Annotated in this window: 17 protein-coding genes and 1 riboswitch; of the genes, 3 read left to right on the top strand and 14 right to left on the bottom strand. The window is 70.9% G+C overall.

Annotated features, from left to right (window positions below; all coding sequences use genetic code 11):
- The coding region (locus tag H0488_RS13760) for a hypothetical protein (RefSeq protein WP_220794568.1) at positions 1-198 on the bottom strand (198 nt) is incomplete at its 3' end.
- 89 nt (positions 199-287) lie between these two features.
- Between H0488_RS13760 and H0488_RS13755 the strand changes: the two genes are divergently transcribed.
- Positions 288-791 (top strand): inorganic diphosphatase, encoded by a 504-nt coding sequence (locus tag H0488_RS13755; protein WP_446685619.1) that lies wholly within the window; start codon positions 288-290, stop codon positions 789-791.
- A 363-nt stretch (positions 792-1154) separates the two neighbouring features.
- On the opposite strand, the gene H0488_RS13750 is transcribed toward H0488_RS13755, so the two are convergent.
- The 9 genes from H0488_RS13750 to H0488_RS13710 all read right to left on the bottom strand — a co-directional run bounded on the left by H0488_RS13750 (position 1155) and on the right by H0488_RS13710 (position 12179).
- The gene (locus tag H0488_RS13750) at positions 1155-1823 is read right to left on the bottom strand and encodes a class I SAM-dependent methyltransferase (protein WP_183099836.1); all 669 of its coding nucleotides are present in this window, start codon (positions 1821-1823) and stop codon (positions 1155-1157) included.
- Entirely contained in the window at positions 1820-3808 is a 1989-nt protein-coding gene (locus H0488_RS13745; RefSeq protein ID WP_183099835.1) for an acyl-CoA dehydrogenase family protein, read from the bottom strand. Before H0488_RS13745 ends, H0488_RS13750 begins: the two co-directional genes overlap by 4 nt.
- Positions 3809-3837: 29 nt before the next feature.
- A complete protein-coding gene (locus tag H0488_RS13740; protein WP_183099834.1) occupies positions 3838-5127 on the bottom strand; it encodes a C40 family peptidase in 1290 nt (429 codons plus the stop codon).
- A 203-nt stretch (positions 5128-5330) separates the two neighbouring features.
- Positions 5331-6407, bottom strand: coding sequence for a phosphatase PAP2 family protein (locus H0488_RS13735; protein WP_312856339.1), 1077 nt, complete (start codon positions 6405-6407; stop codon positions 5331-5333).
- A 10-nt stretch (positions 6408-6417) separates the two neighbouring features.
- Positions 6418-7488, bottom strand: coding sequence for an ABC transporter ATP-binding protein (locus tag H0488_RS13730; protein WP_183099833.1), 1071 nt, complete (start codon positions 7486-7488; stop codon positions 6418-6420).
- Positions 7488-9158, bottom strand: a complete 1671-nt coding sequence (locus H0488_RS13725; protein WP_183099832.1) for an ABC transporter permease — start codon at positions 9156-9158, stop codon at positions 7488-7490. The genes H0488_RS13730 and H0488_RS13725 overlap by 1 nt, the downstream gene beginning before the upstream one ends.
- 16 nt (positions 9159-9174) lie before the next feature.
- Positions 9175-10224 (bottom strand): thiamine ABC transporter substrate-binding protein, encoded by a 1050-nt coding sequence (locus H0488_RS13720; protein WP_183099831.1) that lies wholly within the window; start codon positions 10222-10224, stop codon positions 9175-9177.
- Positions 10218-10327, bottom strand: a riboswitch (TPP riboswitch). It overlaps the preceding gene by 7 nt.
- 95 nt (positions 10328-10422) lie before the next feature.
- A complete protein-coding gene (locus tag H0488_RS13715; protein ID WP_183099830.1) occupies positions 10423-11769 on the bottom strand; it encodes a type II toxin-antitoxin system HipA family toxin in 1347 nt (448 codons plus the stop codon).
- Positions 11766-12179 (bottom strand): helix-turn-helix domain-containing protein, encoded by a 414-nt coding sequence (locus H0488_RS13710; protein WP_183099829.1) that lies wholly within the window; start codon positions 12177-12179, stop codon positions 11766-11768. The genes H0488_RS13715 and H0488_RS13710 overlap by 4 nt, the downstream gene beginning before the upstream one ends.
- Before the next feature lie 162 nt (positions 12180-12341).
- Between H0488_RS13710 and H0488_RS13705 the strand changes: the two genes are divergently transcribed.
- Entirely contained in the window at positions 12342-12788 is a 447-nt protein-coding gene (locus H0488_RS13705) for a GNAT family N-acetyltransferase (protein ID WP_312856338.1), read from the top strand.
- On the opposite strand, the gene H0488_RS13700 is transcribed toward H0488_RS13705, so the two are convergent.
- The 4 genes from H0488_RS13700 to H0488_RS13685 form a co-directional block, all read right to left on the bottom strand.
- Entirely contained in the window at positions 12772-13854 is a 1083-nt protein-coding gene (locus H0488_RS13700) for an MBL fold metallo-hydrolase (protein ID WP_183099828.1), read from the bottom strand. The genes H0488_RS13705 and H0488_RS13700 overlap by 17 nt on opposite strands.
- Positions 13855-13863: 9 nt before the next feature.
- Positions 13864-14712: an SDR family oxidoreductase gene (locus H0488_RS13695; protein ID WP_183099827.1), complete on the bottom strand. Its 849-nt coding sequence runs from the start codon at positions 14710-14712 to the stop codon at positions 13864-13866.
- Complete coding sequence (locus tag H0488_RS13690; RefSeq protein ID WP_183099826.1) at positions 14709-15830, bottom strand: NAD(P)H-dependent amine dehydrogenase family protein; 1122 nt, start codon at positions 15828-15830, stop codon at positions 14709-14711. The genes H0488_RS13695 and H0488_RS13690 overlap by 4 nt, the downstream gene beginning before the upstream one ends.
- A gap of 219 nt (positions 15831-16049) precedes the next feature.
- Entirely contained in the window at positions 16050-17249 is a 1200-nt protein-coding gene (locus H0488_RS13685) for an oxidoreductase (RefSeq protein WP_183099825.1), read from the bottom strand.
- 93 nt (positions 17250-17342) lie between these two features.
- On the opposite strand from H0488_RS13685, the gene H0488_RS13680 reads away from it, so the two are divergent.
- On the top strand, positions 17343-18098 hold a 756-nt coding region (locus tag H0488_RS13680), incomplete at its 3' end, for a hypothetical protein (protein ID WP_220794567.1).

Below are 18098 nucleotides of genomic sequence, written 5' to 3'. Positions count from 1 at the left end.
CCGTACGGGAGGTACGTCGACCTCGGGCGGGGGCGCGACCGCAGCCGGGTCCTCCGGCAGGCCGGCGCCGTCGTCGGCGAACCTGTCGAACCAGCCCAGCTGCCAGCCGGCGACGCCCGCGACGAGCAGCAGCGCCAGCGCCGCGGACACCCAGCCGACGAGGGAACCGCGAACGTGGTCTGGGTCACGTTCGGCCACGGTCCCACCCCTCTCGACTGCGTATTCCGGGACATTGTGCGGGAGGATGCTCCCGGTAGTGGCAACGGGCCTGTCGCAGGTCGCGCGGAGTGGAGGAAGAAGTGCTGGAGTTCGACGTCCTCGTGGAGATCCCCAAGGGGAGCCGGAACAAGTACGAAGTCGACCACGAGACCGGTCGGATGCGCCTCGACCGCTTCCTCTTCACCTCGACCATGTACCCCGCCGACTACGGCTACATCGAGGACACGCTCGGCCAGGACGGCGACCCGCTCGACGCGCTCGTGCTGCTCCAGGAGCCGACCTTCCCGGGCATCCTGATCCGCTGCCGCGCGATCGGCATGTTCCGCATGACCGACGAGAAGGGCGGCGACGACAAGGTCCTCTGCGTCCCGACCAGCGACCCGCGGATGGAGCACATCCGCGACATCAACCACGTCCCGAAGTTCGACCGCCTCGAGATCCAGCACTTCTTCGAGGTCTACAAGGACCTCGAGCCCGGCAAGTCCGTCGAGGGCGCCGACTGGGTCGGCCGCACCGAGGCCGAGCTCGAGATCGAGGCGTCGTTCAAGCGCTTCGTCCCGCCCGCGCACTGAGCCGACCGGCGGCCTTGGTTTCGAGGCTCGCTGCGCTCGCACCTCAACCAGCGGCGTTCCCGCGCACCGAGGCCGAGCTCGAGATCGAGGCGTCGTTCAAGCGCTTCGTCCCGCCCGCGCACTGAGCCGACCGGCGGCCTTGGTTTCGAGGCTCGCTTCGCTCGCACCTCAACCAGCGGCGTTCCCGCTCGCTTCGCTCGCACCTCAACCAGCGGCCCGCCTGTTCGCTGCGCTCGCACCTCAACCAGCGGCGTTCCCGCGCACTGCGCTCGCACCTCAACCAGCGGCCCGCCCGCGCACTGCGCTCGCACCTCAACCAGCGGCCCACCCGCGCACTGCGCTCGCACCTCAACCAGCGGCGTTCTAGCCCCGCTTGGTGGCGCGGAAGTAGCCGATCGCGCCGCTGCGGTCGAGTACGACGTCCGCCATCCGCTGCGCTTCGAGCCAGCTGACCAGCTGGGTGCCGGTGCAGCCCGGGCCGAGCAGGCCCGCGAGCCGGCCGGCCTTGCGCATCGGCTCGTGGTGCAGGCCGCTGTCGTTGAGCAGCGCACTGCCGGTGAGCACCCCGCCCGGCCTCAGCACCCGCACCATCTCGACCACCGCCCGCGCCGGGTCGGGGAAGCAGTGCAGCCCGGTGAACGAGACCACCAGGTCGAAGGAGCCGTCGTCGAACGGCAGGTCGCCCACGTCCGCGATCCGCGGCACCACCTGGTCGGCCAGCCCACGTCGTTCGGCGGCCCGCATCGTGCGGTCGAGCATGGTCTGGGCGATGTCGGCGGCGACGTACGCGACGTCCTGGCCGGGCCGCAGCCCCCGCAGAGCGACCCCACCACCGCACGGGATGTCGAGCACCCGAGCCCCGGCCGGCTGGCGACCGATCTCGGCCGCGGCGTCGTACAGGCGCTGCAGGTCGCTCTGGATGCCGAGCCGCCAGAGCAGCCCGCCCACCCGGCGGTGCTCGACCGACCAGTCGTAGAAGTGGCCCCAGAGCGGGTCGTCGTCCCAGCCGCCCAGGCCCCGCGGTCGCCTCACTCCTCGCCCCAGGCCAGCAGGCTCTCGGCGCGCAGCATCTCGCGCGGGATGCCGAAGGCCCGGACCAGATCACCGGCGATCGGCCGGACCGCGCGGCAGAGGTTGTTGACCTCGCGCGAGATCATCTTCGAGCGCTGGGTGGTGAGCCGGCCGTGCTCCATGAACCAGGCCCGGTCGGCCTCGATCGACGACAGCGCGTGCAGGTCGCAGAGCAGGTTCAGCACGGTCTTGAGCTCGCCCTCCGGCTGCTCGGCCACGACGTCGAGGAAGGCGTCGAGCACGAGCCGCTCCACGTGGGCGCGGGCTGCGGCCACGACGTGGTCCTGGACGCGGGAGAAGACCTCGCCCGGGTTCATGCCGGCGTCGATGCCGCGCTTCAGGCGACGCGCGACGCCGCCGATCATGTGCTCCTCGCGGAACTCGAACATCGCGCGGTGGTAGTTCGGGTCGAGCAGACCCGCGTCCTGGTCCCACTTGTCGCCGCCGAGCACGTCGCGCAGCTGCTCGAGCAGCTTGTGGGCACGCGAGCGCTCGAGCACGGTCTCGACCGCGAGGTTGGCGACGAACCGAACCATCCCGAACTGGTCGAGGTCGGAGAAGTCGCTCGCGTAGTCGGTCAGCAGGCCCTTGGCGACCAGCTGCAGCAGCACGTGGTTGTCGCCCTCGAAGGTCGTGAACACGTCGGTGTCGGCCTTGAGCGCGGCGAACCGGTTCTCCGACAGGTAGCCAGCACCTCCGCACGCCTCGCGGCACTCCTGGATGGTCCTGGTCGCGTGCCAGGTCGCGAGCGCCTTCGTGCCCGCGGCACGTGACTCCAGCTGGCGGCGCGCGACCTCGTCGGTCGTGATGCCGGAGAAGACGTCGTGCAGCCGCGACGACAGCACCTGCTGACCGAAGTGGAGCGCGTAGGTCCGGGCCAGCAGCGGGAACAGCCGCCGCTGGTGCATGCCGTAGTCGAGGAGCAGCGACTCGGTGTCCTCCTCGGTGGCTTCGAACTGGCGTCGGCGCAGGCCGTACTCGACCGCGATCGTCATCGCGACCTTCGCCGCGCTGATGCCGGCGGCTCCGACACAGACCCGGCCCTGCACGAGGGTGCCGAGCATCGTGAAGAAGCGACGGTTGGCGTTGTCGATCTCGCTGACGTACTGCCCGTCCTCGGTGACCTGGGCGAACCGGTCGAGCAGCGCCTCGCGCGGCACCCGGACACCGTCGAACCGGATCCGGCCGTTGTCGACACCGTTGAGCCCCATCTTCGGCCCGTCGTCGGTGATGGTGACGCCCGGCAGCACGTTGTCGCCGTCCCGGACGGGTACGACGAGCGCGTGCACGCCGTGGCTCTGACCGCCCACCACCAGCTGCGCGAACACGGCCGCGAGCTGGGCGTGCTTCGCGGCGTTGCCGATGTAGTCCTTCGTCGCCGCCGGGGACTGGGTCTGGATGACGAACTCCTGGGTGGCCTCGTCGTAGGTCGCCGTCGTCCCCAGCGCCTGGACGTTGCTGCCGTGGCCGGTCTCGGTCATCGCGAAGCAGCCGAGGATCTCGCCCTTCACCAGACCGGCCAGGTAGGCGTCGTGGTGACGCTTCGTGCCGAGCTGCAGGATCGCCCCGCCGAACAGGCCGAACTGCACGCCGACCTTCACGAGGACCGACAGGTCGCCGTACCCGAGCGTCTCGAAGGCGGCGATCGAGGCACCGATGTCGCCCCCGCCGCCGTACTCCTCCGGGAAGCCCATCCCCGTCTGGCCGGTGGCGGCGAGCTCGACCACGACGTCCTTGACCCGCTCGCGGAACTCCTCGCGCGTCATCGTCTCGGCGTCCTCGAGCACCGCGGCGTACTGCACGAGCCCCTCGCGCACGGTGGCGCGGATCTCGGCGTACCTCCCGTCGAGCAGCGCGCTCAGCGCTGGTACGTCGACCGACGGGGCGCCGTACGGCGACGGCTCCGGTTCGGTCGTGGTCGTGGGCTCCTGGACGTCGCTGGCCATGTCCGCACGCTACCGGTCCGCTGGTGTCCCTACGGGCGTGCGTAGTGGGTCGGCGGGACCCAGTAGTACATCGACTCCTCGGTCACCGGGCGGCCGGTGCGCGGCGCGTGGATGATCATCCCGTCGCCGGCGTACAGCGCGACGTGGTAGATCGAGCTCGCGCTGCTCGACGAGCCCCAGAAGACCAGGTCGCCGGGGCGGAGGTCGCCCGCGGAGATCGGCGTCGACTGCTCGTACTGCGCGACGGAGTAGTGCGGCAACGACTTCCCGCCCGCGCTCCACGCGGCCATGGTCAGGCCGGAGCAGTCCCAGGAGCCGGGGCCGGCCGCCGCCCAGACGTACGGCTCACCGATCTGGTCGCGCGCGAACGCGATGGCCGCCGCCGCGCCGCCCTCGTCAGCGGGCGGGGGCGCCGGAGCCTGGGGCTCCTCGGGCTCGGTCGGCTCGGGCTCCTCGGTCGGCTCGGGCTCGGTCGGCTCGGACTCGGGCTCCTCGGGCTCGGACGGCTCGGGCTCCTGCTCCTGCTCCTGCTCCTGCTCCTGCTCCTGCTCCTGCAGCTGCTGGGCCTCCAGCGCTGCCTGCTCCTGAGCCTGCTGCTCGAGGGCCGCCTGCCGCTCCTCGGCCAGCGCGACGCTGATGCCCTGCAGCCGGGCCATCCGGCCCAGCAGCCGGGTCTTCTCGGCCGCGATGCTGTCCGCGGCCGATGCGGCGGCGGCGACGGCGGCTTCCGCGTCGTCCTTGGCGTCCCAGGCATCGGCGGCGGCGTCCGCCGCCGCGGCGGCCGCGTCCTCCGCCACCTGCTCGGCGTCCTGAGCGTCGCTCACCGCTGCCTCGTAGGCCGCGCGCTGCTCCTGGAACTCACCCTGGACGATGTCGGCGGTGGAGTCGCGGTCCAGGAGCGTCGAGAGCCCGTCGGAGTCGAGCGCGGCGCTGAACGCGTTGAGCTCGGGACTGCCGCCGACGAACGAGGTGAGGAGCGCGTCGCGGTAGTCGTGCTTCACGTCGGCGAGCGCGCGCGTCGTACGGCGGGACTCCCGCTCTGCCTGCCGCACGGCCGTCCGCGCCTCCTGCAGTCGCCAACGGGCGCCGTTGTAGGCCTCCGCGGCCTGCTGCGCCGCGACGGCCGCTGCCTCGAGGTTCGCGTTGGCGGCGTCGATCTGGGCCTGGATCGCTTCGACGTCGTCGGCCGCGCCCTCCGCCCGCTGCTCGGCCTTCTGCACGTCGCTGCGCGACGGCGGCGGATCGGTCGGATCGGCGCTGGCCGGAGCCGTCACGAGGACGAGGGCGAGCAGGGCGATCCCGATCACGGGGCGGCGCAAGGTGTCTCCTCAGGTCGACGGCAGCGTGCAGTCGTTGCCCGGAGGACTTCCCCGTTCACCGGAGCAACTCGAAGCACGCTAGTGCTCTTTCGTCACAAAGGAAACAAAAACCTCAAGAAACTCACCAGACACCGGCGTGTCGGCTTGCGAACTACAACGATGTAGTTCTCGCCACCCCGCCGAGAGCGCCCTGAGCCGGGGGATCAGTCGCGGTCTTTGGGGACCTTGGAGGTGGTGGTGGTGGGGTGCGACCTCAGGCCGCCGTCGAACTTCTGTCCGCTCGCCAGCGCGCCGAGGTAGAAGGCGACGATCGCGATCGCGACGCCGGCGATGTCGTCGGCGACGTAGTGCCAGCCGAAGTAGAGCGTGGCGACCACGGTCAGCCCGAAGTTCACCCAGACGACCCACTTCGCGATCTTGCTGCGGATCGTGTACTGGACCATCAGCGCGAGCAGCAACGTGATCGCGCAGTGGAGGCTGGCGAACCCGGCGACCGAGTTCACGATCTCCGTCGCCTCCGGATCATGGAGGACCCGATGTCGCGCGTTGGTGATCGAGGCGATCAGGTCGGTGGTGTTGGTGTGGGCCAGGTCCTCGTAGAGCGAGGGGTACTGGATGCCGGGCCCCAGCGTCGGGAGCAGGTAGTACGACAGCGTGCCGAGCGCCCAGGCCAGGCACTGCGAGGTCACGAACCAGTAGCCGTAGGAGATGTTGCGCGACCACACCAGCCAGGCGGTGACGCCCAGCGGCACCATCGGCAGGAAGAAGAGGTAGATCGGTGACAGGACGTACGCCGTCGCCGTGTCGCCGAGGGCACCGTGCAGCACCGTCGTCGGGTCGTGCCCGAAGAAGAGGATCTTGTCCATCACGTGCAGCTCGCGGTCGAACGACACCGCTTCGGTCTTCATCGGGTCCGGGTTGGTGTCGCGCACGAACGGCAGGTTGGACTTGAGGTTCCGGTAGCTGACGTAGGTGACGTAGAAGCACACGATCCCGAGCGCGACCAGGATCATCCGCTCCTTGCCCCAGTGGGTGCGCAGGCGCTCGCGCGCCAGCGGCCACAACGAGGTCGGCCGGCCGCGCGAGAGCCACATCGTCCGCGGGATCAGGTCGATCGCCAGCGCGAAGATCAGCAGCAGCGGCAGCCGGACGTACGACGGGCCCAGGAAGCTCCCCTCCGGGTCCAGCAGCTGGCGGTCGTACGTGATCGCGACGAAGACCGCCAGGCCGCCCATGACGGCTGCCGTGCCGATCAGCAACGTATAGGCGCGGCGGTACACCCGGGCGAGTTTAGGGGTTGGACCCCGACGGCAGGACGGCGAGGCGTGCCGCGTCCACCCGCAGCACCACCGGATCCCCCGGCACCGGCAGCCAACCGGGGGCCCCGACGGCGTCCGCCTCGCCCACTCCGTCGACGTCGACGACGAGCCGCACCTCGTCGGGAGTCGCGCGTACGGCGCGCACCGTGGCGGTCAGTCCTCCGACGCCGGCCCCGGACCCATCGGCCCCGCGCGCGGCGAGCGCGGAGCGTCGTACGGCGACCGCAGCTGCGGCCGGCAGCCCGGCCGCGGCCAGCACCGCCCGCGCCGCCCCGCCGGTGAGCACCCGCGCGTAGCCGAGGAAGAGCGCGATCGCGGCGTCGGCCGGGCGTGCCCACACCTCCTCGGTCGTGCCCTGCTGGACCACCTCGCCGTCGCGCATGACCGCGAGCCGGTCGGCGACCGCGAACGCCTCCTCCTGGTCGTGGGTGACCAGGAGCGCGGTCGTGCCGGCCGCGCGCAGGATCCGCCGCAGGTCGGTGGCCAGCCGCACCCGGAGCTCGGCGTCCAGCGNCCGCCGCAGGTCGGTGGCCAGCCGCACCCGGAGCTCGGCGTCCAGCGCGGACAGCGGCCCGTCGAGCAGCAGCAGCCGCGGCTCGGCCGCGAGCGACCGGGCCAGCGCCACCCGCTGCCGCTCGCCGCCCGAGAGGGTGCGGGGCAGCCGAGCGCCGTAGCCGGCGAGGCCGACCAGCTCGAGCAGGTCGGCCACCTGGGCGCGGGCGGCGGCGCGGGCGACGCCGCGCAGCCGGAGCGCATAACCGACGTTGCCCGCCACCGTCAGGTGGTCGAAGAGCTGGCCGTCCTGGAACATCAACGCGAACCCGCGCCGGTGCGTCGGCACGCCGGCGAGGTCCTCGTCGTCCCACCGCACCGCGCCGGCGCGGAGCGGCTCCAGCCCGGCGATCGCGCGCAGCAGGGACGACTTGCCGCTCCCCGACGGTCCGAGCACGGCGAGCACCTGACCGTCCTCGACCCGGAGGTCGACCGCGTCCACCGCGGTGTGGTGGTCGAACGTGACCGTGACTCCGTCGACGGTCAGCATCAGATCACCCCCACTCCCGGCACCCGGAGCCGCTCGACCAGCAGGATCACCAGCGCGGTCGCGCCGGCGAGCACGACCGAGGCTGCCATGGCGGTGCCGTAGTTGAGCGCCCCGGGGCTGCCGATCAGCCGGTAGATCACGACCGGGAGCGTCGGCACCTCCGCGCGCACGATGAACGACGTCGCGCCGAACTCGCCGAGCGACACGGCGAACGCGAAGCCCGCCGCGGCGAGCAGCGGCCGCCAGAGGACCGGGGCGTCCACGGTGAGCAGCGTGCGCAGCGGTCCGGCGCCGAGCGAGGCGGCCGCCTGGCGCTGCCGGTCGTCGATGCCCTGCAGCACCGGCACCAGGACCCGGACGACCAGCGGCAGGGCGACCAGCGCCTGTGCGACCGGGACCAGCAACGGGCTCGACCGGAGGTCGATCGGCGGGTCGTCGAGCGTGATCAGGAACCCGAAGCCGAGGGTCACGGCCGAGACGCCGAGCGGCAGCATGAAGAGGCCGTCGAACACGTTGCGCACGGAGGCCTCGGCGCGGCCGCGCGCCCGGCGGGTGACGACGAACGCGACCAGCAGGCCCAGCAGCAGCGACATCCAGGTGGCGTCGACGGCGATCCGCAGCGAGTTGGCCAGTGCCTCGGTCACGGGCGCCCGCAGCAGCCCGCCGCCCATCCCGGCCGCACCCGCGTCCTCCCCCGTGCCCTGGAGCGCGCGGTAGTGCACCAGCGTCCACGCACCGTCGCGCCGCAGCGACCCGACGACCAGGGTCACCACCGGCGCCGCGATCGCGACCAGCACCAGGCCGGTGGCGACCAGGGCCGGCACGTCCTGCTTCCGCGGCCGCGCGGGAACGGCCAGCGCGCGTCGTACGGTCGGGTCCGGGACGGCGCGCAGCCGCGCCGCCACCGCGAGGAGTACGACGACCGCAGCCAGCTGCACGAGCGAGAGCGCAGCCGCCGCCTGGTACTCCACCGACCCGGTGATGGCCCCGGTGGTGAGCAGGTAGATCTCGGTCTCGACCGACGCGTAGCGGGTGCCGCCGAGCATGAGGACGACGCCGAAACCGGTCGCGCAGAAGAGGAACACCACGGCAGCCGCCGACACGATCGCCGGGCGCAGCGCGGGAAGCGTGACGGTGGTGAGCACCTGCACCGGCGACGCACCGAGGGCCGCGGCGGCCTCGGCCGGGCGGCGGTCGAGGCTCTCCCACGCGGTGCCGACGGTGCGGATGACCACCGCGACGTTGAAGAACACCAGCCCGATCAGGATCGCGTACGGCGTGCCGTCGAGGCCGAGGAACCCCAACGGTCCCGAGTCGGCGACCAGCTCGCGGATCGCGATGCCGACCACGACGGTGGGCAGCACGAAGGGCACCAGCAGCGCGGCGCGCACCGCGCCCCGGAGCGGGATCGCCAGCCGGTGCAGCACGTAGGCCGCCGGGAGGCCGAGCACGACCGCGACGACGGTCGAGGTGGCGCTCGTCCAGAGCGTGAACCAGATGACGCGGCCGGTGCGTTCCCGCCCGAGCACCTCCAGCACCGCGCCGGGGTCGAACGAGCCGTCGGTCCAGAACCCGCGCTGGAGCATCCCGGTGACGGGGAGCAGGAAGAAGACCGCGAGCACCGCGGTCGGCACCGCGGCCAGCGCGAGCAGGCCTGCGAGACGCCTCATCCGACGTCGCTGGTCGTCATGACGAGGTGATGTCGGTCCACTCCATCAGCCATTCGCGTCGGTGCTCGGAGATGTCGGCCGCCGGCACCTCGATCGGGGCCGCCGGCTGCTCGGCGAACTGCGCCCACTCGGGCGGCAGCGTCGCGTCGGCGTCGACCGGGAAGACGTACATGCTGGTCGGCAGCGCCGCCTGCACCTCCGGGCCGAGCAGGAAGTCGATCACCCGCTCGGCACCCTCGGGGTTGGCCGCGCCCTCCAGCACACCGGCGTACTCGACCTGGCGGAAGCAGGTGTCGAGCAGCGCCGCGGTCGACGACTCGCCCTCGGCGACGGTGTAGGCCGGCGACGTGTCGTAGGACAGCACGATCGGACGGTCGCCGCCGGAGAAGGTGAAGTCGACGTAGTAGGCGTCCTCCCAGCCCTTGACGACCTTGGCGCCGTTGGCGACCAGGTCCTCCCAGTAGGCGACCCAGTCGTCGTCGTACTCGCCGATGGTCGCGAGCAGGAACGCCAGCCCCGGAGTGCTCGTGGTCGCCGCCGGCGTCACGAACAGGTCGCGGTAGGCGGGATCGACGAGGTCGTCGAGGGTGGTCGGCGGCTCGAGGTCGTTGTCCGCGAACCACGCCGTGTCGACGTTGACGCAGACGCTGGCGTTGTCGACGGGCGTGAGCACGCCCTCGTCGTCACCCTCCAGCAGGTACTGGTCGGCACCCGAGGGGAGGTCGGCGTCGTACGGCGCGAATACGCCCGCCTCGAGCGCGGCGCCCGCGAACGTGTTGTCGACGCCGAACGCGACGTCACCGATCGGGTCGCCCTGGGTGACCGTGAGCTTGCTGGTGAGCTCGCCGCCGTCGCCGGCCGGGCTGTGCGTGAGCGAGCAGCCCGACTCCTTCTCGAACGCGGCCACGAGCTTCTTGGGCAGATCGAACGAGTCGTGCGTGACGAGCACGACGTCACCGCACTCGCCCGGCGCCGCGTCGTCGGACTTGTCGTCCTCGTTCGCGAGCGAGCAGCTGGAGCCCAGCAGCGCGAGTGTGGCGAGGGCGACCAAAGGACGGATGCGCATCAGAGATGACTCCCTTCGCCGGTGCTAGCCGGATCAGGTTCGGAGGGTCTGCGGCTGGTCCGCACTCTCAGCACGCTGATGACGTGCTCCCCTGTCTGTCCCTCCAATCTAAACCGTCCGCGATCTCGCTGCTCGAGGGGGCCGTGGGCGCGCACTCCGAAGCAGGCGCGCAGCACGCTGTTCGGGACCTGCGGAGACTCAGGCCCCTGGTCGCCTGGACTGCAGCCGCGGGCCGCGACGGCCACGGCCCGGAGAAACCACTCCGGACGTGAGGCCGCGAGCAGCGACCACGAGACGTCCCACGCGGTCCTGCACGTTGTCCCACGCCAGATCGCTGACACCGGGGTTGCTCCCGCTGACTCGTTCTGACTCAAGTGCCCGTTCGAGGTCGGTCAGCGTTCGAAGGACGGTCTGCTCTGCACGCCCAACAGGCAACTCCCAACCGACAGCTTCGAGGATGAGGTCATCGACGCTGATCTCGTCGAAGGAGCTCTTGGCGTTCACCTGCAATGCGAAGTGTCCGTTGTTGTCCTTGGCATGCAAGTGGAGCGACACGTCGTAGGCGGGAGCGAGAAGCGCACGCCCGCGCGGCGATCGAAGGAACGAGATGTTCTTCGCGTGCATGTCGGTGTTACCGAGGGCAAAGCTGAAGGTGACGAGCGCCAACAGAGGGTCCGGATCCGCACCTGCCGACGACAACACGCGCGCGGCTTGTCGCAGCGATGGCATCTGGGCGGGTCCCCGCTGAAACTTCCGGTTGGCGTCGTCCGTGTTCAAGCCGATCGCCTGGGCAAGGTCCTCCTGATGGACTCGCCCTATCGCGCCACCTCGTGTACGAGGACGGTCGTACCTGGCTACCGCGATGGCGCGCATGCCATCCAACGTCAAGATCTCGGCTCGAACATTGCCCAGGCCGATCCGCTCGGCGCATCGCAATGCGAGAACCTCGGTGTCGATCACATCGGCGGCGGGCCCGTCCGCGTCATGAGAGCGCTTCACGATCCATGTCGACGGCGCTCCTCCGCGGCATGCGAGCCAGGTCTCACCGTCGCGGTGCAGGAGCACCTTGGGGACCATTCCCGGCAGTGATGCGAACGAGTCACGGGCGTCGAGCCGACCGGTGTGCAAGGTCGCCTTGGCGAGTCGCCGTGACACTTCCTCGATGTCGATGGGCTCATACCGTGCTTGGGTTGGCTCCGGCGACTCGCCGCTCGCAACGACGATTGCGGCACCGGCGAGGTCTCGTCCGTATGTGGCGATAAGACCGAACGTGTCGGTGGGCTCAACACCTGCTTCGACCGCGTGATGCGTGCGGGATTGCCCTTCAGGCAGGTAGCCGTCGAAGAAGACTCTGGCCTTGATCGGGTGGACGTCCTCGCCTATCGGGAGGATGTTGCTGAGAACGCGACTGCCGATTCCCCACCGGGCTTCGGCTTCCGGCGTCCAGGAGAGCACGATGCGGTCGGTTCGCCCTCGCGGTCCCCGGGACAGGGATGCGATGTGAGTTCCGTACAGCCAGACGCTGAGCTCGTCGGGGACGGTCACCGGTCGTCGCCCCCCAGATAGTCATCGTCAAGGTCGTCGAAATCGGCGAAGAAGTCCTTCGACTCCCGACTTGCGGTTCTGCTCGGGTCGGAAAATTGCCCGCTCTCAGTGTCGTCACCGTCGGCACTCGTTCCGTCGCCAGATGACGCAGCTTCTAAGCGGAGCTCGATGCCAAGGAGACGAAGGAGCGCGAAGAGCCGCGTGTACGCCAAGGTCTGCTTGCCGGACTCGATCTCGTGAAGGTAGCGATAGGGAAACCCGAGATGGGCCGCTAGTTCGCGTTGGGTCCAGCCAGTCTGGACTCGTCGCCGGGACACAAACTTGCCGAGGTCTTCCGGGCTGCGGACGACAGCCCAGGTGGCACGGCTTGGCTCTCCGTGATCACTCAGTTGCTGTTCGGCGTCGGCCACAACCACCTCCTAGTTTGTGCATATGCGCGTACCTGCTGAGTTTGTGATTATCCACAAACTACTCCAGTTTGTGATTATTCGCAAACTGTTGTGATTTGTGGATATTCGCAAACTACCCGTGGAACATCCAACGACCACCGACCGCCGTCCTAGATTCGGGACGTGAACATCCGCATCGCCGCGTTCGCCGACCTCACCGCCAGCGAGGCGTACGACGTCGCCCGACTCCGCCAGGACGTCTTCGTCGTGGAGCAGGAGTGCGCCTATCCCGACCTCGACGGCCGCGACACCGAGCCCGGCACCGCGCACGTGCTGATGCACGACGCAGGTGCGCTGCTCGGCTACGCGCGGGTGCTCGACGACACCGCGACGTGGCGGGTCGGGCGGGTGGTCCTGGCGACGGCGGCACGCGGGCGCGGCCTGGCCGACGGCCTGATCGAGGCCGCGCTCGGGCACTGCCGGAGCGAGGACCCGGCCCGGGACGTCGTACTCGACGCGCAGACGCCGCTGGCGGGTTGGTACGCCGGGTTCGGCTTCGCCGTCGACGGCGAGGAGTTCGTCGAGGACGGGATCCCGCACACGCCGATGCGGCTCAGTCAGCAGGGATGACTTCGTAGACGTCGCCGTCGGCGCTCACCGCGACGGTCGCCTGGCCGCGCGCGACGAGGAGGTCGAGGTGGGCCTTCGTCTCCATCGACGCCATGCCCTTGTTGAAGAGGTCGAGCTCGGCGTACGAACGCTCGTGGCGGGTCCAGCCGAGGTCACCGGCGACCACCTCGGCAACCGACGGGCCGCGCGAGCGCAGCGATGCGACGCACGCCACCAGCCGCTCCTCGTGGTGCGCGAGCAGCTCGTCGACGCGGGCGTGGGACGACGGCGCGACCGGGCCGTGGGCGGGCAGGATGCGCAGGTCCGGGAGCCCGCGCACCTTGGTGAGCGACGCCATGAAGTGGCCGAGCGGGTCGGGCTCGGGCGGGACCGTGAACCCGATGGAGGGCGTGATCGTCGGCAGCACGTGGTCGCCGGCGAAGAGCAGGCCGTCGGCCCGGTCCGCGAAGACGTAGTGGCCGGGGGTGTGGCCGGGGGTGTGAACGGCGTCGATCGTGCGGCGGCCGACCTCGATGGTCAGGTCGCCGTCGAGCCAGGTGTCGGGGTAGGCCCAGTCGACCGGGTCGGGCAGGTCCTCGACCCGGCGGCCCAGGTCCCACGCCTCGGCGACCTCGTTCGCACCGGCGGACCGGAGCACTGCGGTGAACGGGTTGCCGCCGTCGAACTCACCCCGCCCAGCCGCGTGCAGCAGGTCGAGGCCGGGCTTCTCCGGCAGTCCGAGCGCGACGTCGGCACCGTACTCGTGCCCGAGCACGGTCGCCATCGTGTAGTGGTCGCGGTGGATGTGGGTCACCAGGAACCGCTCGATGTCGCCGAATCCGGAGCCGATGGAGCGCAGGCACTTGTCGAGCAGCTCGCGCGCGACCGGGATCGCCCAGCCGCCGTCGATCAGCGTCACGCCGTCGTCGCTCTGGACGACGTAGACGTTGATCGCCTTGAGCCCGTCCATCGGCAGCGGCAGCGGGATCCGGTGGATGCCCGGCGCGACCTCCCAAGCGCCCTCGGCGGACCAGTGCTCGCCGGAGTCGGGCGAGATCGCGACGCTGGTGCTGACTCCTGAGCTCATCGCGGCAGCCTACTGACCGGCCGCTCCCGTGCTCGGCCCGAGGTCCGGCAGACCGAGATCGAGGTTCGGGCCCTGCAGCCCGCCGTCGACCTCGAGGAACTTGCCGGTGACGTACTTGCCGGCCGGTGACGACAGGTAGACCGCGGCTGCGGCGATGTCCTCCGGCTCGCCGATCCGGCCCAGCGGGGTGCCCTCCTCCATCTGGTGCTTCATCTCCGGCACGCCCGCGACGAACTCGAGCGCGCTGGTCATCACCGAGCCGACGTAGATGCCGTTGACCCGGATCCGCGGCGCCAGGTCGGTCGCGGCGAGGCGCGACCAGTGCGCCAGCGCGGCCTTAGCCGTGCCGTAGGCGAGGTAGCCGCGGCCGGCTGTGCGGCCCATCGTCGAGCTGATGCTGACGACCGACTTCTGGCGCTGGTCGGCGGGGTCGTCGGGATCGCCGAGGGACGCGAGCATCAGCGGTACGGCGGCGCGGGTCAGCGCGTGCGCGGTGCTGACGTTGAAGTGGAACGCCTCGTCGAGGTAGGCCACGTCGGTGTCGAGGAACGCGTTGGGGATGGTGCCGCCGACGTTGTTGATGACGACGTCGAGCCGCCCGAACTCGTCGTACCCGGCCTGCGCGAGCGCGGCGACCGCGTCGGTGTGCGCGAGGTTCGCCGGTACGACGAGCGCACGCCTGCCGGTCGCCCGGATCCGCTCGGCGACCTGCTCGAGCTGGTCCTCGGTGCGGGCCGAGATCACCACGTCGGCGCCCGCCTCGGCCAGCGCGACGGCGGTGGCGGCACCGATGCCGCGCCCCGCCCCGGTGACGACGGCGACGTGGTCGGTCAGCAGGAACCGGTCCAGGATGCTCACTGGCCGTCACCCGTCGGTCGAGACCCCGTCACGAGACCCCGGCCGGTGATCAGCGGGAGGTCCAGCGCGGTGATCAGGCCGGGCTCGGCGGCGACCACGGCGGGGACCGCGTTCACCAGCCGCTGGGCGGTGACGATCATGCCGGACACGTTGTGGTCGCCGTGCTCGCCGTGGTGGCTGAACTCCAGCTTCATCTGCGGCTCCCCGGCGATCTCGACCCGGTAGCAGCCGTCGCCCTCGGTGGGCTTGGGCCACTCGGGCGTCTGGTCCGGGTGGGTGCGGGTGACGTGCTCGAGGGTGATCCGCGGGACGCCGTCGACGGTCCCGATGACCTGGAACTTCACCGAGCCCATGGTGCCGGCGGCGATGTCGCCGGAGACAGACTTGGTGTCCACCTCGGCCGGGCGGCGGTCGACGGTCTCGACCAGCGGCTCGTCGAGGGTGACGTCCAGGCCCGCCGCGATCAGCCGGACGACCGGGCCCCAGGCGGTGCTGAGGATCCCGGGCTCCCAGATCATCGGCTTGCTGTCCATCGGCTGGCCGAAGCCGAACAGGTCCCGCATCACCACCGGCTGGTAGTAGGTCGAGTAGTCGGCGATCTCGCTGACCTTGATGTGGTCGATCCGCTGGCTGAGGCTGGAGAGCACCAGCGGCAGCACGTCGTTGGCGAAGCCGGGGTCGATGCCGTTGACGTGCAGGCTCGCCTTGCCCTGACGGCCGGCCTCGTCGATCCCGGCGATCATCTCGTCCGGCAGGGTGCCGGTGCGGTGCAGCAGGATCACCGGTCCGCTGGACACCACGTTGACCCCGTCCCGGATGAATCCGGTGAGGTCGTCGATCGACTCGAACACCCGGTCGTCGGTCATCGCCCCGTGGACGATGCAGTCCGGCCGCAGCGCGGTCAGCTCGTCGCGGTCCGTCGTCGCCGTGACCCCGAGCTCGCGCCCCAGCTCCGCCAGCACCCCCGCGTCCACGCCGTTCTTGGCCGGCGTCGAGGTCCACACGCCGACCAGCTCGAGGTCGGGGTGCGCGTCCACCCCGGCGATGGCGTGCCTCCCGATCGTCCCGGTGGACCAGACGACGACACGGAGGGGTTTCTCGGGGATGGCCTGCGACATGCGCCGATAGTAGAACAGGTTCTAGTTCCTGGGAATGGGTCTCGTGACGGTCGCTGCGCGACCTCCTCGACCGACGAGGGCTGCGGTGGCCGCGAGCTGCTCGACCGACGAGGGCTGCGGTGGCCGCGAGCTCCTCGACCGACGAGGGCTGCGGTGGCCGCGAGCTGCTCGACCGGCGAGGGCTGCGGTGGCCGCGAGCTGCTCGACCGGCGAGGGCGGTCAGGCGACCGGGATCGCCTCACCGGCGGTCCACTCGACGCAGCGGGTGCCGGTGTAGATGGTCGGCATGCACCGGTTGCAGTGGGTGCAGATGCCGGCACTGGCGGCGCCCTGCTGCAGTCGGTTGACCAGGTCGGGCTCGCGGAGGACCGCACGCCCCATCGCGACGAAGTCGAACCCGTCGGCCATCGCCTGCTCCATGGTCTCCAGGCGGTTGATGCCGCCGAGCAGCATCAGCGGCATCGAGAGCTCCTGCCGGAACCGGAGCGCCTTCTCCTTGAAGTAGGCCTCCTCGAACTCGTAGCGCTTGAGGAACCCGCGCCCCGCCGGCGTCTTCATGCCCCACTTGACGATCGTCGGCATCGCGTCGGCGAACTCGGCGACCGGGGTCTCGCCGCGGAACAGGTACATCGGGTTCATCAGCGACGAGCCTCCCGACAGCTGCAGGGCGTCGAGATGGCCGTCGGCCTCCAACAGCTGCGCGAAGGCCACGCCCTCGTCGGTGGTGACCCCACCGCGGAAGCCGTCGGAGACGCTGACCTTGGCCGTCAGCGCGACGGCGTCGCCGACCTCGTCGCGTACGGCGCGCGCCACCTGGCGTGCGAGCCGCGCGCGACGCTCGAGCGGCCCGCCCCAACGGTCCTTGCGGCGGTTCAGTCCCGGCGCGAGGAAGGAGGAGATCAGGTAGCTGTGCGCCATGTGCAGCTCGAGGACGTCGAACCCGGCCTCGACGAGGGTGCGCGCGGCGGCGACGTACGCCCTGGTGACCCGGGTCAGGTCGGACTCGCTTGCCGACTTGATCATCTGCATCGACAACGGGCTCGGCATCGAGCTCGCGGAGATCGCGCGCACGCCGTTCGACCGCCCGTTGGCCACCGGTCCGGCGTGCCCGACCTGGGCGGCGACGGCGGCACCCTCGGCGTGGACCGCGTCGGCGAGCCGGGCCAGCCCCGGGAGCGTGCCCGGGCCGACCACGATCTGCTCGGCGTGCGTGCGCCCCTCGGGCGCGACGGCGAGGTAGGCCACGGTGGTCAGCCCGATCCCGCCCCGGGCCGGCGCGAGGTGGTAGTCGATGAGCGCGTCGGTGACCTCGCCGTCCGGCGTCCGTCCCTCGAAGGTGGCTGCCTTGACCGTCCGGTTGCGCAGCCGGACCGGCCCGAGGGTGGTCGGGCTGAAGACTGTGCTGGCCGTCGCGCTCACCCGCGAACTGTAACGTGTTCTACCTCGCCTCGTCGGGGTCCCCGGGGATGCGTGGTTTCATGACACCCCGTCCCGAGCCCCGGAGGATCCACCGTGCGTCGTACCGCTGCCTTCCGTCCCCGTCGTCTCGCGCGATCGCTCGCCCCGGTGGCCGCGCTGGCGCTGGTGTCCGCCCTCGTCGCCGGTTGCGGCGACGACGGCGACTCGGACGCCGACGACAACGAGGACACCGCCGAGGGCACCGTCGAGGTCGGCCCCTTCAGCGCCGACCAGATCACCCAGGCGGTCCTCCAGCCCGACAACCTCGGCGAGGGCTGGACCTCGGAGCCGGCGACCGACGACGACGAGGAGGCGCCCGGCTGCCTGGCCGACGTCGACACGCTGACCGAGGGCCTGGCGGAGAAGGACAAGGGCGGCACCTCGTTCAGCTACCCCGAGGCGCTGACGGTGGAGAGCACCGTGTCTGCCTATGCCGAAGAGATCGGCGTCGCGGCGGTCTTCGACCAGGTGCAGACGGCCCTCGCGGCCTGCAGCCTCATCGAGGGACCCGACAGCGACGGCAACATCTGGGACGTCGATCTGACGGTCAGCGACGAGGCCGTCTACGACGACGTCGACGACCAGTACGGCATCTCCGGCGCCGGCACCCTCACCACCTCGGACGGCACCGCCTACGACATCTACATCGAGCAGACCGCGGTGCGGCTCGGCCCGAACGTCGCGACCGTCACCACGACCGACCTCCAGTCGCGGACGTCCGAGCACGCCGTCTGGACGGAGATCGCCGTCGAGCGACTGCTCGACGTGGCCGAGGGCGAGGAGCCCGAGGCGACGACCGCGCCCGCCCCC

The organism is Nocardioides pelophilus (assembly GCF_014180685.1).
GTDB classification, from domain to species: Bacteria; Actinomycetota; Actinomycetes; order Propionibacteriales; family Nocardioidaceae; genus Nocardioides; species Nocardioides pelophilus.
The sequence above is the reverse complement of the archived record's forward strand: the minus strand, read 5'-3'. Positions and strand labels throughout refer to the sequence as shown.

Excerpts from the sequence above, each read along its gene's own strand:
- H0488_RS13725 (WP_183099832.1), bottom strand. The coding sequence starts at position 9,158 with ATGAGGCGTCTCGCAGGCCTGCTCGCGCTGGCCGCGGTGCCGACCGCG.
- H0488_RS13745 (WP_183099835.1), bottom strand. The coding sequence starts at position 3,808 with ATGGCCAGCGACGTCCAGGAGCCCACGACCACGACCGAACCGGAGCCG.
- H0488_RS13720 (WP_183099831.1), bottom strand. The coding sequence starts at position 10,224 with ATGCGCATCCGTCCTTTGGTCGCCCTCGCCACACTCGCGCTGCTGGGC.
- H0488_RS13690 (WP_183099826.1), bottom strand. The coding sequence starts at position 15,830 with ATGTCGCAGGCCATCCCCGAGAAACCCCTCCGTGTCGTCGTCTGGTCC.
- H0488_RS13700 (WP_183099828.1), bottom strand. The coding sequence starts at position 13,854 with ATGAGCTCAGGAGTCAGCACCAGCGTCGCGATCTCGCCCGACTCCGGC.